The following is a 15,109-nucleotide window of genomic DNA, read 5'->3' as shown; positions in this document are numbered from 1 at the left end:
TTAATTATTTTTAATCAAACATGGCACTACACTTTGGCCAAAAAAAAGAACCGCCCCTTATTTCTATGCGGTTCTTTTCGCTTCTTTTGCGATTTTTTAGGGTTTAACTGTCAAAGTTCTGTTAAAACTTGACTTTCACAAAAAGAAACTTTAAAAATAAACTTGACAGACTTACAGCTTGTATATGAAACCGCTTCTACTACATTGTTAAATTAATTTGCCAGATCACTACTCTTTTTTTACAAAGTCCTGGAATAATATTTTTATGGCCCTGGTTGGACAGCCCTTTATGCATGCTTCACATAAAACACATTTGGTGTCATCAAAATTTACAAGCCAGTTATTTCTATCGATATACAAGGCGCCGCTCGGGCATACCGCAAGGCATGCCCCGCAGTTATAACAACGCTTTTTGTCCCGGTTTATTTCTTTAAGAAGCGGCAAAATTTTAACTCCAAAATCCTTCAGGTATTTCATGCCGTTTTCAAAATCAATTTTTTTGCCATCCACTTCTAAAACCAGGAGGCCTTCTTCTTCAGGAGATATTTTTGCCCTTAATATATTAATTACCAGGTTAAAGTCTTTCACCAGGTGATAAGTGTAAGGTTTGTCGACTATATCTTTTGGAAAAATCAAAACAATACGATGGGAAACCATTTTATTTATTCCTTATTTGGTTTAGTATATAACGGTGACATTTTACGCAGCCGGTCAGCAATACCCGATAAACGTTCTATTACATAATTTATATCATCTTCAGTTGTATCTTTTCCTGATGAGAACCTTATGGAACCGTGGGCTATTTCAGGAGACCGGCCGATTGCCAATAAAACATGAGACGGTTCCAAACTTGCTGATGTACATGCTGAACCTGATGAAACTGCGATGCCTTCATTATCCAGAGAAAGAAGCATCGATTCACCCTCGATATATTTTATGCATATGTTTAAGGTGTTCGGGAGACAATTTTTACTGGAGCCGTTACGGATTATTTCAGGAATATTTGCGGATAATCCTTCCCACAATTTTTCACGCAGAGAGATTAACCTCTGGGTCTCTGTTTTTATTTCATTAACATCCAGCTCTAATGCTTTTGCAAGGCCGATTATCCCGGGAATGTTCTCTGTACCCGCTCTTTTATTTTTCTCGTGATGGCCCCCGTGCTGCAAAACACTTATTTTAGTCCCTTTCCTGATATATAGAACTCCGACCCCTTTAGGCCCGTAAAATTTATGGCCTGATAAAGATAAAAGGTCGACATTCATTTCTTTTACGTTTATAGGTATTTTCCCGGCTGTTTGTACCGCGTCTGTATGAAAATAAATACCGTTTTCTTTTGCAATCCTTGCAAGTTCTGATACAGGTTCAATTGTTCCTATCTCATTATTTGCGTGCATAATTGACATTAATATCGTGTTTTTTCTTATAGATTTTTTTAATTCATCAGGGTCAACTTCGCCATATTTATTTACTGGAAGATATGTGGTTTCAAAACCGTCTTTTTCCAAAATTTTACAGCAATTTAATACCGCATGATGCTCAATCTGGGTCGTAATTATGTGGTTCCCTTTTTTTTGATTTCTATATGCGGTTCCTTTAATTGCAAGATTATCGGATTCAGTCCCCCCGCTTGTAAAAATTATTTCAGCGGGGTCCTCGGCACCGATTAAAACGGCAACTTTTTTTCTGGAATCTTCCAGGGCCTTTTTTGCATCTCTTCCGAAAGAGTGGATACTGGAAGCATTGCCGTATAATTTAGTAAAATATGGCAGCATCTCTTCCACGGCTTCAGTCCTTGTTGGTGAAGTGGCATTATGGTCTAAATAAATACGTTTCATTGAAAATCATTACATCATAAAAAGTGAAAAATGTCAAGTAATTGCATTTATTGCCGAAAAAGTTTATACTATTAGAGAAGCTGTTTCATAAGTCTTATTTCTATTACAAAAGTAATATTTGGGCTGCAACTGCGTCAGTCTCGCCTTACAGATCAAGGCTGATATGCTCGGCTCGACTTCCTTGTTTCGCCTCAAATATTACTTTTTCACTACGAAACCAACTTATGAAACAACTTCTAGTTAAACTATGATTATTTCAATTATTTTTTTAATCGCGGGTTTGCTGCTCGTTCCCTTTGGAATAGGTGCCACCTTTTCTTTTGTAAAAATTTTATCCGGCGTATCAGTATTAACCCGTGAGCATTATTATTTTCTGGCAGGTTTTTTTGGGTATTTTTTAATACACATTTTGCTTTACCGACCCCTTTCAATGTATGTTTTCGGGCATGAACTTACCCATGCGCTTTGGACATTTATGTTTGGAGGAAGTGTGAAATCAATGAGGGTGTCTTCAAGCGGCGGGCGTGTTGTTGTGACTAAATCAAATTTTTTGATAAATCTTGCCCCTTATTTTTTTCCCATATATACCTTTATAATTTTTTTATCATACTGGATTTTTTCTTTTCTGTTTTATGTCGAAAAATATTTTGGTATCTTTTTATTTCTTACCGGTTTTTCGCTGGCATTTCATTTAGCCCTTACATTTTTCGCACTCCGCCAGCAGCAATCTGACGTGCATGAAGTCGGATATGTGTTTTCAATGAGTTTTATATATGTTGTGAATATTTTGATAATAATGCTGGTCCTGAAAATGATATTTCCGCTGGAAATCAGATATACGGACTTCATCGAAATTTCCTATTACAAGGCAAAAGAGGTATATTTGCTTGCTATCTCACTTTTATATCAATTAGGAAACAAGTTAAATGAACTGATGAAAAAATAGAATAATATAATGTCTAAAAAGAAAAAATTTCCTTTTTCTATAACCTTTATTATTTTGCTGGTTTTATTAACAAGTATTGTTATTGTTAACATTTATCTTGATAAAGTTGTTTTGAGGCAAATTCTTCCATCGGTAGAGGAATACCTGAATAAAAAAATAGAAATATCCGGCATCAGCCTGGGGCCTTATGGCATAAAGATATATGGTGTAAAATTAAAAGATGAAAGTAACACTGAAATATTTAAATGTAGTAAAATTTATATTTATTTTTCTTTAAGGCCTTTATTGGACAAAGAATTTATAATAGATCATATACGGTTGATTAACCCGCAAACGAATTTTTATCATCAGGCTGACGGCAAATGGATATCGCCTGTATATACCGGGAAAGAGAAAGAAGGCCAAAAGGGGAAAATTAAAATTGAATTAAAAAAGATATCTGTTGAAAATGGGGAAATGAAGATAATAGATGACAGGACTGTTCCGGGAGTAGTTACTGATTTAAAAATGGTAAACGGATATTTTAATTTGGGAAAGAAAATTAATTATGAAATAAGCGGTTTTGCGGAGAATAAAAAAAGTGAGATTAAAATATTAGGTTCTATAGAGACAGCAACAAATAAATATAAGGTCCATTTTAGCGGTAAAAACCTGGATGCGGTAAAAAATAATCCATATTACAGGCAGTATTTTAATTATCCGGTTGAAACCGGAACAGTAACAGATATTTCTTTAACATTGACAGGGGACGGCAATAATTATCGGAATAAAGGAGATATAAGTTTTAAAGATTTGGATTTTAGATATTTTGACGGCCAAAAACCGGTCCACGCGGTAAACGGGAGAGTAGTTTTTGCCTCGAGCCCTAATATTGTTGTCCTGGAAAACATCTCCGGGGCTTTAGATGAATGCTCCTCCTTCAAGGTTTCCGGAAAGGTGTGGCCTGCGGTAGAGGGAAAAGACAAATATGAGCTTCTAATTGAGTTGGAAAATTTGAATTATTTTTTAGGCAAAGAACGTTATATCCGCCAGGAAGGCTTGAAAAGAGATCTTGATATTAAAGGAAACGGGAGGCTGAATTTCCGACTTTTTGTTGACGGAGATAATTTCAAATATGAAGGGGCTTCAGATTTGAAAAATGTTGAACTGAACTGGGGAAAGGTACTGTATAAACCTAAAGATAAAAGCTGCAGCCTTGTTTTTAACATAAATTATTTAAAAGATCAAAAAATATGGGGAGATTTTAAAGTTATTTCGAATTCTTTGGTTGTTGAAGGGAAAGGGGGAATTAACGACCTGGCAGATCAACAGCAAAAAATGGATTTAAATATTTCACAAAAAAACGGCCGGATTGAGGAATTAATGGCATTTTTGCCGCCCTGGCCCAGGGAAATAAGGTTTTTCGGAGTAACAGATAAGGTAAAAGTAAGAATATTCAACGGGGAACCTTCTAAAACAATCTATTCGGTAAGCATCAACGGGACACCATTAATGTGGCAGTACGCAAAATTGTTTAATAAGCCTTACGGGATGGAAAGCAAAATAGATTTTAACCTTGTTCCTGAAAACGGTAAAATAATGATAGTGGACCCCAGATTGACTTTTGGGGAATCCGAAGTGACTTCGAAATTAATTGAAATTGATTTCGGGAATGAGAATGAATTGAATATGAAACTGGACTTTAAAAAATTGAAATATGATGATGCGCGTAAAATATCAAATTTATTTAACAGGGAAATTATCGATCTTGGTGGTTATTGCAGTTTGTCAATTAATGTGAATTCCCTGAAAGATGAAGTAAATCTCAAAGGCAAAGCAGACATATACGACTCAAAATTAAAATATGGAAATTTTATTGAAAAAAAACAGGAAATCCCCGGTAACCTGCTTTTTGATATATCATGGAAAGAAAATACATTTATTGTAAAGGAATTACAACTGGAATCGTCAAAAAATAAATTTTCACTTAACGGCGAAATTATGGATTATGATAAAGAACAGCCCCAGTATAATTTAACGGTTGCTTCTAATTCTTTTTATTGGGGTGAATTGACACCTGACTACGTTCAGGGCCTGGATGATTATAAATTATCAGGTAAATCTAACATGAGAATAAATATCTCAGGCCAGAAGAAGTTTCTTAATCTTAAGGGAGAATTGGACCTCAATAAATGTGAGACGCGCTGGAAGGGATTTTTATATAAACCCAGGAATGTAAATCATATAATTAATTTTGATTTTTTGATCGGGCAGAATAATTTTATTATAAATAAATTAGGGATAACTTTGGGGGATTTTGAAATCAATGCCGGCGGAAAGATTGAAAATTACAATATAGATAATAGAAAATTGTTTTTTACATGGGAAACAAATGATTTTAGAGGGAGTTCAGTAACAGGTTTTATGCCTTCATTAAAATGGCTCGAGGGTATAAAAATCAAGGGTTTATTGAAAGGCGAAACAAGTGTGTATAAAGAAAATAATACCAAAAAACTAAAAGGGAAATTTGATTTATATAACGTGGATGTTTATTACAAAAATCATTCATATAAAATTAATGGTATAACGGATAACCTGGTATGGTTAATGGATACTGAAGATAACGTTATTTATATTGATTCGGGGCAGTATACGATTGACCAGTCAGTTTTCAAAATAAAAGGGAATATAAAGAAGCGGGAAAATAATATAAATGTATATTTGGACATTAATTGCGATAAGCTTTTTTTGAAAGGAATTATTCCGTATTTTTCTCCAAAAATGGCAGGCGAACTGGAGGATTTAAATATAGGGGGTGCAAGTAAAATTAATCTAATAATAGAAAATGATGGTAAAATAGTTAACTGCCAGGGTGATATAGATTTAAAAGATAATTACATATCTTATAAGGACATTATTGCCAAACCTGAAGGATTGGACAACAAAGTCTTTTTTAAGATTGTCAATAAGGATGACAGTATTGCTTTTGATACATTAAAATTTACATGGAATAATTCCAGTTTGGATTTTTATGGTAAAATCGACAAAATAGATGATGAACCGGTCCTAGATTTGAGTTTGGCCGGCGAAATATTTTACCCGGAATTAAAAATGATAATAACCGATACGCCGGAAGGACAGAATATTGTCAAGAAATTTTATTCTCTCAAAGATAAAGATGATAAAGTCAGTCTTAATCTGAAAATAACAGGGAAGATTGAAAACCCTGAAATTAAAGGTGATTGGGGATTAATTACAGCAGTAGTTATAAAAATAGGCCTGCAGAACAGTATTGAATTTTTGGAAAGCGCCGCGGGAAAAACATTGGAAACTACATTGAATTTTGGCAAAAAAACGATTGAAACCACTGTCTTAATGGGCGGGAAGGTTTTAAGGGAGACAGTGCGTATAGGAATAAATGTAATCGGGGAGGTTTTTAAGATAATTTGGCCGTTTAAGGGGAAATAGTTAGACAATATATAACTTTGCGAAAAGAAATTTTGAAATTAAAAATTTTGCCAAGCTCGAAATATATAATCGCCAAAAAGGGGCCAGTATGGGAATAAAAATAGTTTTGACAGGGGATAACCATTTAAATGCTTATTCATCGAGAATGAGGCCGTTCCAGATAGAGGAACGCCGCAAAAGGTTAAAAGAAAATTTCAGAAAAACGATTGACTATTCATTAAAAAACAAGATCGATCTTTATATTAATGTGGGTGATTTATTTGACGTATCCAATCCCAGGAATGACGCATTGCTTGTAGTTGCTGAAGGACTGAATGATTTGAAAAAGGCGGGAATCAAAGCATTTCTTATCGGAGGGACACATGACACTCCGAAAGGTACCGGGATTATTCCGCAATTGATTTTTGCGCGGCAGGAAAATGTTAATGTGTTCTACAAGCAGGATGCTGCTGAAAATACCGTGCTTAACATAAAAGGCATAGATATTAATATTTCAGGTTTGACGACTAATCCTCTTTTATGCCGTGATACTGATCCGTTAAAGCCCGCTTTGGATAACCTTCCCAAAAATTCTTCCGGTTTAAATATTTTAATGATTCATTACGGCCTGGAAGGTTATTTACATCCAAAAGCCAATGAACCGGTAATTCCTTTAAAATTTTTTGACAATTATCCTTTTAATTACATATTTTCAGGACATGTTCATACTGCAAATCATTTTTATCATAATGAAAAATTATTTGTTATGCCGGGAGCAACAGAAAAGCTTGAATTTTCGGAAGAAAAACAAACCGGATTTTATTATCTTGAAATTGATAACAAAAAACAACCGTATATAGAATTTATTCCTGTTGCTTTCCAGAAAAGGAGCGAGGTGACTATTGATTTTAATAATTTCTACAATAAAGAAGACCCAAACACATTTATAATTAACCAGTTAATAAAGGCGTCAGATACGAAACAAATGTTAAAATTAACAATGGCTGGAGATATAAACCGGGATATATATCAAAAAATAAAATTTCATAATATCTGGCACATAGGTGAAAAATCTAATTTTTATTTCGAATTATCAAGAGACGGGTTTAATATTATTGATACTGAAAGAGAATATTATAAAATAAGCAGGGGAAGATTGAGCCAAAAAGAAGAGGTTAACCGGGTGGCCGAAGAAATGAAAATTACTGCGAAATCCGCCAATGATAAAGAAATTATCGACGAAGCTGTAAAGTTAATCAAAAAGAGATTTGAGGAGATGAAAGAGTGGTAAAAATATTGACCCTGAAAGCAAAGGGATTTAAACACCTGGACATAGACAAGCTTTCTTTCCCTGAAAAGGGTTCAATCTTGATCGTGGGGAAAAATGAGTCCGGGAAAAGCACGTTATTTGAGGCAATATTTTTTGCGCTTTTTGGGAGAGGATTAGTAGTCGGACAGGGGGGGAATATTTCTCTTATATCCTATTCATGCGACGAGGCAGAGGTTGAGCTCGGGGTGGCGTTAAAAGATTCTTATATGGTTATTAACAGAAAATTTAACCGTGAAGGCGAAAGTTACCACCACCTGCAAATAACATATGCTGACGGCAAAAAAGAAGTATTAGAAAAAGTGACTGTAGTTAATAACAGAATAATAAAGGAAATAGGATTAGACAGTGAATCACTCCTGAACAGCTGTTTTGTTGAACAGCAGAACCTGGATAAAATTGAAAATATAAGCCCGCAGCAAAGAGAAAAAGCAATCGCCAAACTTTTAAACATGGACACATTTGTAAATCTCGAAGAGAAACTTAAGGAAGAAATCCTTAAATTGGAAAATGATTTAAAAGTGCTGGAAAAGAAAAAGGAATTAATGTCTATACTTAAAAAATTGCCTGTAATTACAAAAGAAAAGGATGATTTGGATAATTATCTGGATCTTTTAAGCCTCCAGGACGAAAAAGAAATACTTATTGAAAGAATTAAACAGGAAAAATCTGAAGTTAAATTTCTGGAAAGCGATTTGCTTGATCTGGATAAGAATCTGAATATTATAGATAAAATTAATTTGGAAAAGAAACAGGAAGACCTCCAGGCAATGGCAGAGATGAAAAATATTATAGCTTCAATTGATAAAAAAGACGCATCCATAAAAAAATTATCATATTTAAAAGAAATGATAGATGAAAACACAAAAGAGATGAAAAACAAGGAAAAGAAAATACAGGAGCTTTCCCTTGTAAAAGATGAACTGCAGGACAAAGAAGATGCATACAGGGAAATGAGGGAAATCAAGGACGCTTTGGAAAAGGTGCTCCCGTTAATTGAAAGGCTTCTGGAAGAAAAGCTGGATTTGGCTGAAAGGAAAAAAGACATAGAAAACTGGTCAAATAAAAGTAAAAATGACACAGATTTGCAGGCCAGGTTAAAAGGCCTTCTGGATTTAAAGGCAAATGTAAAAGAAAAATATTTTATTGAGGGAAAAATACTGAGAAAAAATAAAGAAAAAGAATTATTGCAGATGAAGAAAAAAGAAGAAATACTTCTTATTGAGTTAAAAAATATAAGAGGAAGAGTGGATGAATTTAAAGAGAAGGATTTGCTTGTGTTATGGGAAAAGATAAGCTCTTCCCTGGCTAAAAAAGAATCAATAGAAAAAGAAATCAGTGCTACAAGGCAAATAATTACAGATTCTAACGCGGATTTGGAAAAATTAGAAACAGAAAAGAAAAATATAAATAAAAATGTTTATATGTTTACAATAATAACAATCATGAGCCTGGTAATAGTTCTTACTCCTTTAGAAATTATTCCGTTGTTTTTGCGTTTAATTTGCGGGGCCGTAACATTAATCATAATGCAAAGGATATATGTAAGTAAAAAAATGGTTTATAATTGCAATTCAGAGATTTATAAAAAACAAAAGAGCCTTGGCGGCGTTAAAGATAATTTAATGAAACTGGAAGGAAGGAAGCAAAATATCAGCGAGCAGGTAAGTGATTCCGAAGCAAAAAATGAGCTGGAGGATTTGATGAAGAAAAAGGGGGTCAAACTGCCGTCAAGTTTAGAAGAAGCCCAGAACAGGTTAAAAGAAATAGAAAATAATTTCGGCGGTTTAAAAAAGGATGAAATAGAAGAAAAAGTAAATCAGATTAAGGAAAATCTTATTGAAGTAGAATCCCAGGTCCGAAGGATTGAAGAAGATTTTATTTTAAGCGAAAACTCCGGCGAAATAACTCCTGAAAAAATTGAGGATGAATTAAAGGAATATTTGGAAAAGGAACAATCAATAAATGCGAATATATCTAAATTCATGGAAGAAACTTTAGTGAAAAATGATGACATGGGAAAAATAGAGGCAGAAATAGTCCGTGTTGAAAAAGAAATTGAAAAAAAGGTCGAAGATACGGGGAGAATATCAATTTTTGAGTCGCAATTTGAGGAAAAAAATAAATTATATACGGCGCATAAAAAAGACCTTGAAAGAATGGTGCTTGAGCATCCCGTGCTGAAATCATTTTTACCTCAAAAAGACCTGGATTTATTAAATGTAACTGAAAATAATGAAATGCTGGCAAATGTAAAGAGTAAGGTTATCTCCCTTCAAAGCACTTACATGCCGGGTTCTTTAATGGATACTTCCAAAAATATTGCACTTTTGGAATCCAAGATAAAAGACCATAAATTTATCGTTGAAGGGTTTAAAAAAGAAGCGCAGGAAATTGTCGGGGAGGATTTCCAGGTAGATATCGAAACCCTGGGAAAAGATATTGCGTTTATAGAAGAGGAGAAAAATGAGTTATTTAAAAAACTTAATATATTCAGTGAAAAATATAAATTGGGCAATGACCCTGAAAAAATCATTACCCAGATGGGTTCTTTAATGAAAGAAATTGAAAAGGACCGTGCGGAATTGGAATCAAAAAATGAATTGAGGGAATCAAAACAGCAGAAAAAAGCAAGGCAGGAAGAAAAAATATCGAACATAAGTATTAATGAAAAACGGCTGGAATATATTAACGGGAAATTGCATGGGCAGAAGATTGACGGAACGAAAAAAGACGAATTTATGGCAAAAAGAGAAGATCTAATCGGGATCATTAAATTTAACACTATAAAAAGGGACGAACTGCGAAATGAAGGGATTAGTTTAACAAAAAAAGAAATAGAAGAGGGTGAAGAAGGTTTGGAACAAAAGAAAAAAATGGCGGAAATAATATCTAAAGCGCGTGAAATATTAACTTCTACAAGAAAAGGGATATTTGAGAATGTCCTGCCGAGATGTGAACTGCACATGGCCCGGCTGATCCCGTTTATGACGGCTGACAGGTATATGGATGTCAGAATTGACCCCTCTGATTACAGGCTTGAAATATTTGATGACCAGGCAAATTCATATATTCCAAAAAAAATGTTCAGCGGGGGCACAAAAGACCAGCTTTCATTGGCTTTAAGGCTTTCTTTTGCACTTGCGACACTGCCCGAAGAACTTGGAGCGGCACCGTCTTTTATATTTCTTGATGAACCGATAAGCGCCTTTGATGAGGAAAGAAGAGACGCTTTGGTTAAATTGCTTATAACCGGTGAATTATCTGATGCCTTCGACCAGATTTTTGTCATCAGTCATTTTAAAGAACTGGAAGAAGAATTTTCCAACAAAATTGAAATGGTTGACGGAAGAATTAAACAGTAAATTTCCCGGTGTTTTGCTGCATTTCTAAGTTGTCTTGCAAAAATTGAAATCAGAAAATACTTGACGAAACAGGGATAAATAAGATATATTATGTTTAAAATAGGGCGTTAAGGCCCTATTATTTATTTATGGCAGAAAAAGAAAAATCAATAAATTGAATTATTAAGAATCAGGGGTGTAATCATGACTATTACTGAAAAAATTCTGGCGAAGCATTGCGGGAAAAAAGAAGTTGTGCCGGGTGAATTGATCCTGGCAAAAGTCGATTTAGCTTTAGGAAATGATATTACTGCTCCTCTCGCTATAAACGAATTTAAAAAGTCCGGGACGAAAAAAGTGTTTGACCGGAATAAAGTGGTTTTGGTACCGGACCATTTCGCTCCGAACAAAGATATCGCTTCGGCGGAACAGTGTAAAATCCTTCGCGATTTTTCACGAGGACAGAAAATCACTAATTTCTTTGAGGTTGGCAAAATGGGTGTGGAACACGCCCTTTTACCGGAAGAAGGATTGATAAAACCGGGGATGGTCATTATAGGGGCGGATTCTCATACCTGCACTTACGGCGCGCTTGGCGCTTTTGCCACCGGTGTGGGAAGTACCGACCTTGCTGCGGCGATGGTAACGGGGAAATGCTGGTTTAAAGTTCCCGCCTCAATGAAGTTTGTTTACCGCGGGAAGCTTCCGAAATGGATTGGCGGAAAGGATTTGATTCTGCATACTATCGGGGACATAGGTGTGGACGGGGCGCTTTATAACTCAATGGAGTTTACAGGGGACGCGATAGATAATTTGTCGATTGAAGGCCGTTTAACTATGGCAAATATGGCGATTGAAGCCGGGGGGAAAAATGGTATATTCCATGTTGATAAAAAAACAATCGAATACCTGAAAGATAAAACAAGGGGAAAATATCCAATATTTAAAAGCGATAAAGATGCTGAATATGTAAGCGTGTATGAGTATGATGTAAGCAAATTGAAACCGAAGGTGGCGGCGCCGCATCTGCCGAGTAATGTAAAAGAGGCGCGGGAATATAAAAATGTCGCTATCGACCAGGTGGTAATCGGTTCTTGCACGAATGGGCGCATATCCGACCTTCGGATAGCGGCGGGTATTTTAAAAAACAGGAAAGTTCATCCTTATATAAGGCTGATTGTTATTCCTGCTACGCAGAGGGTTTACAGGCAGGCTATGAAGGAGGGGCTGCTTGAGATATTTATAGATTCGGGCGCGGCAGTATCGACGCCGACCTGCGGGCCGTGCCTCGGCGGGCATATGGGAATTCTTGCGGCAGGGGAGAGGGCTTTGGCGACAACCAACAGGAATTTTATAGGCCGGATGGGGCACCCAAAAAGCGAGGTTTATTTATCAGGCCCCGCGGTGGCGGCCGCGAGCGCGATAAAAGGGAAAATAACGGACCCGGGGGAAATAGTTAAATAGGCTGAAGGTTTCAGGCTGAAGGCTGAAGAACGGAAGGGGAAATTTATGGTTATACAAGGTAAAGTTTGGAAATTCAGGGACGATGTCAATACGGATGAAATTATACCGGCGAGGAGATTGAACACATCAGACCCGAAAGAGCTGGCGAAATATTGTATGGAAGATATTGATATTGATTTTGTTAAGAAAATAAAACCCGGCGATATTATTGTCGCGGGCAAAAATTTCGGGTGCGGTTCGTCCCGCGAACACGCGCCGATCGCAATAAAATTTTCAGGAATCGCGGCGGTTATCGCGCCTTCTTTCGCGAGAATATTTTACCGTAACGCGATAAATATCGGGCTCCCGATTTTGGAATCAAATGACGCGGCTTCTGATATTAAAGAAGGCGATATAATTGAAATTGATTTTAATCTCGGCAGGATAAAAAATCTGACAACCGGTAAAATGTTTCAGACGGCTCCCTTCCCTCCATTTATGCAGGAGTTGATTTCAGCCGGCGGGCTGATGCAGTGGATTAAAAAATAAATTGTAGGGGCAAGGCTTGCCTTGCCCAATTGACAGGGGCAAACCCATGTGCCAGCCTGCCGCAGGCAGGTTCGCTCATTTAATTATAAGGATCAAAATTGAAAGAAGCTGACAAACGCGTAGGTTTTACCACATCTATTCCTGTCGAGGTAATCTTTGCCGCAGGCCTTGTCCCACTTGATTTAAATAATATTTTTATTAATCACCTCAATAAAGATAAACTTGTTGAATTTGCCGAGGAAGCGGGTTTTCCCCGCAATACCTGCAGTTGGATAAAAGGCATTTATTCAACTGCTTTAAAGCTTAAAATGAAGAGAATCATAGGTGTTATACAGGGAGATTGCAGCAATACGCATGCCCTGATGGAAACATGGAAGCTTGAGGGTCTTGATATAATCCCGTTTTCATACCCGTATGACCACCTCGATAAAAAACATCTAAAAAATGAAATTAAAAAATTAATTGATTATTTCGGGACGACATGGGACAAGGTCAACAAGATAAAAAAACGGTTGGATGAGATAAGAAAACTTCTTGTTGAATTGGACAATCTCACGTGGAGAGAAAACAGGGTAAGCGGGTTTGTTAACCACTTGTATCTTGTGGCAAGCAGTGATTTTAACGGGAGTTTTGAACAGTTTGAAGAGAAACTTATAAGATTCCTGGATATAGCGAAAAAATCTCCAAAAATAAATCAAAATTTTCCGAGAATCGCCTATATAGGCGTCCCGCCGATATTTTCAGACTTTTACCTTTATTTTGAAGGGCTGGGCGTGCATGTGGTTTATAATGAAATACAACGCCAGTTTAGCATGCCGTACTTAAAGAAAAATATTGTTGAACAATACGGTTCTTTTTCATATCCTTACGGCGCTTATTTCCGTTTGAAAGACATTAAAAAAGAATTGAAAAGGCGGAGAGTTGACGGTGTTATTCATTATACCCAGAGTTTTTGTTTCCGCCAGATCGAGGACATGGTTTTCAGGCATGAGATTGACATTCCTTTTTTAAGCATAGAAGGTGACAGGCCGGGAAACCTTGACGCGAGGACAAAATTGAGATTAGAGAGTTTTGCCGAGATGCTTTATGAAAGAAGGCAGGAAGGCAAAAAAGGGTTGACTATTTTTGAAAAATGAATATAATCTTTTGTGATGTATTAACAAAATCATTATAACAGGAGGTTAAATGTCTATAAAAATAGCGATTAACGGTTTTGGCAGGATCGGCAGGAATTTTTTAAGGGTGGCTTCGGACAAAAAAGAATTTGAGATTGTTGCGATAAATGATTTAACGGACGCCTCGGTATTGGCGCATCTTTTGAAATATGATTCCATTCATAGAATTTTTGATAAAGATGTCAAGGCCCAGGACAATAATCTTGTGGTTTCCGGCCGTAAAATTAAAGTAATTTCGGAAAAAGACATAACAAAATTGCCTTGGAAGGATTTAGGAGCGGATATTGTTATTGAATCGACGGGCCTTTTTACTGACAAAGAGAAGGCACAAACACATTTAACAAACGGCGCAAAAAAGGTAATTATCAGCGCGCCCGCGAAAAACCCGGATGTGACGCTTGTCCTGGGAGTTAATGAAAAAACTTATGACGCGTCCAAACATCACATTATTTCAAACGCGTCATGCACAACTAACTGCCTGGCCCCCGTCGCCAAGGTAATAGATGAGAATTTTAAAATTAAACACGGGTTTATGCTTACCACGCATGCATATACAAATGACCAGAGGATTCTCGATTTGCCGCATAAGGATATGAGAAGAGCAAGGGCCGCGGCGGTATCGATGATACCCACCACTACAGGAGCGGCTACCGCAATTGGACTTGTTCTGCCGCAGCTAAAAGGCAAGCTGGACGGTCTGTCGGTAAGGGTACCGACACCTAATGTTTCAATGCTGGATTTTGTTGCCGAGGTGGAAAAAGGGACGACAAAAGAAGAAGTTAACGCGGTTTTAAAAAAGGCTTCGCAGAATGAATTGAAAGGTATCCTGGATTATTGTGAACTCCCGTTGGTTTCAATCGATTTTCTTGACAATCCTCATTCTTCAATAGTTGACAGCCTGGTAACAATGGTGGTTGAAAAGACAATGATAAAGGTAATTGCGTGGTATGATAATGAATGGGGATATTCGTGCAGGCTGGTAGATTTGGTTGATTATATTAATAAAAAAGGGAATTAAGTAATAAAATTGACAATTTTCAATTGTTAATTAAAAAGTTGTC

General features: G+C 36.4%; 10 protein-coding genes. 8 read left to right on the top strand and 2 right to left on the bottom strand.

Annotated features, from left to right (window positions below; translation table 11 throughout):
- Positions 1-228: 228 nt before the first annotated feature.
- Together AB1498_05525 and nifS are read right to left on the bottom strand one after the other, a co-directional pair.
- On the bottom strand, positions 229-657 hold the full coding sequence (locus tag AB1498_05525; protein ID MEW6087746.1) for an NIL domain-containing protein: 429 nt from the start codon (positions 655-657) through the stop codon (positions 229-231).
- A 5-nt stretch (positions 658-662) separates the two neighbouring features.
- Positions 663-1,838 carry a cysteine desulfurase NifS gene (gene nifS, locus AB1498_05520; protein MEW6087745.1) on the bottom strand — a complete coding sequence of 392 codons (1,176 nt, stop codon included), beginning with the start codon at positions 1,836-1,838 and terminating at the stop codon, positions 663-665.
- 247 nt (positions 1,839-2,085) lie between these two features.
- Here nifS and AB1498_05515 point away from each other — a divergent pair, with 247 nt between their 5' ends.
- The 8 genes from AB1498_05515 (at position 2,086) to gap (ending at position 15,066) form a co-directional block, all read left to right on the top strand.
- Positions 2,086-2,784, top strand: a complete 699-nt coding sequence (locus AB1498_05515; GenBank protein ID MEW6087744.1) for a hypothetical protein — start codon at positions 2,086-2,088, stop codon at positions 2,782-2,784.
- Positions 2,785-2,793: 9 nt separating this feature from the next.
- Complete coding sequence (locus AB1498_05510) at positions 2,794-6,231, top strand: DUF748 domain-containing protein (GenBank protein ID MEW6087743.1); 3,438 nt, start codon at positions 2,794-2,796, stop codon at positions 6,229-6,231.
- Positions 6,232-6,319: 88 nt separating this feature from the next.
- Entirely contained in the window at positions 6,320-7,501 is a 1,182-nt protein-coding gene (locus AB1498_05505; GenBank protein ID MEW6087742.1) for a metallophosphoesterase, read from the top strand.
- Positions 7,495-10,902: an AAA family ATPase gene (locus tag AB1498_05500; protein MEW6087741.1), complete on the top strand. Its 3,408-nt coding sequence runs from the start codon at positions 7,495-7,497 to the stop codon at positions 10,900-10,902. Before AB1498_05505 ends, AB1498_05500 begins: the two co-directional genes overlap by 7 nt.
- Positions 10,903-11,085: 183 nt before the next feature.
- Positions 11,086-12,345, top strand: a complete 1,260-nt coding sequence (leuC, locus tag AB1498_05495; protein ID MEW6087740.1) for a 3-isopropylmalate dehydratase large subunit — start codon at positions 11,086-11,088, stop codon at positions 12,343-12,345.
- A 45-nt stretch (positions 12,346-12,390) separates the two neighbouring features.
- Positions 12,391-12,873 (top strand): 3-isopropylmalate dehydratase small subunit, encoded by a 483-nt coding sequence (leuD, locus tag AB1498_05490; GenBank protein ID MEW6087739.1) that lies wholly within the window; start codon positions 12,391-12,393, stop codon positions 12,871-12,873.
- A gap of 98 nt (positions 12,874-12,971) precedes the next feature.
- A complete protein-coding gene (locus tag AB1498_05485; GenBank protein ID MEW6087738.1) occupies positions 12,972-14,009 on the top strand; it encodes a 2-hydroxyacyl-CoA dehydratase family protein in 1,038 nt (345 codons plus the stop codon).
- Between the two features lie 49 nt (positions 14,010-14,058).
- Positions 14,059-15,066 carry a type I glyceraldehyde-3-phosphate dehydrogenase gene (gap, locus tag AB1498_05480; protein ID MEW6087737.1) on the top strand — a complete coding sequence of 336 codons (1,008 nt, stop codon included), beginning with the start codon at positions 14,059-14,061 and terminating at the stop codon, positions 15,064-15,066.
- The last annotated feature ends 43 nt before the right edge of the window (positions 15,067-15,109 follow it).

The sequence above is a fragment of the bacterium genome (assembly GCA_040754625.1).
In the GTDB taxonomy this organism is placed as follows: domain Bacteria; phylum JACRDZ01; class JAQUKH01; order JAQUKH01; family JAQUKH01; genus JAQUKH01.
The sequence above is the reverse complement of the archived record's forward strand: the minus strand, read 5'-3'. Positions and strand labels throughout refer to the sequence as shown.

What these genes read in the sequence shown, in the direction of transcription:
- gap (MEW6087737.1), top strand. Translation starts at nt 14,059, where the DNA reads ATGTCTATAAAAATAGCGATTAACGGTTTTGGCAGGATCGGCAGGAAT.
- AB1498_05515 (MEW6087744.1), top strand. Translation starts at nt 2,086, where the DNA reads ATGATTATTTCAATTATTTTTTTAATCGCGGGTTTGCTGCTCGTTCCC.
- nifS (MEW6087745.1), bottom strand. Translation starts at nt 1,838, where the DNA reads ATGAAACGTATTTATTTAGACCATAATGCCACTTCACCAACAAGGACT.
- leuC (MEW6087740.1), top strand. Translation starts at nt 11,086, where the DNA reads ATGACTATTACTGAAAAAATTCTGGCGAAGCATTGCGGGAAAAAAGAA.
- AB1498_05505 (MEW6087742.1), top strand. Translation starts at nt 6,320, where the DNA reads ATGGGAATAAAAATAGTTTTGACAGGGGATAACCATTTAAATGCTTAT.
- AB1498_05525 (MEW6087746.1), bottom strand. Translation starts at nt 657, where the DNA reads ATGGTTTCCCATCGTATTGTTTTGATTTTTCCAAAAGATATAGTCGAC.
- AB1498_05510 (MEW6087743.1), top strand. Translation starts at nt 2,794, where the DNA reads ATGTCTAAAAAGAAAAAATTTCCTTTTTCTATAACCTTTATTATTTTG.
- leuD (MEW6087739.1), top strand. Translation starts at nt 12,391, where the DNA reads ATGGTTATACAAGGTAAAGTTTGGAAATTCAGGGACGATGTCAATACG.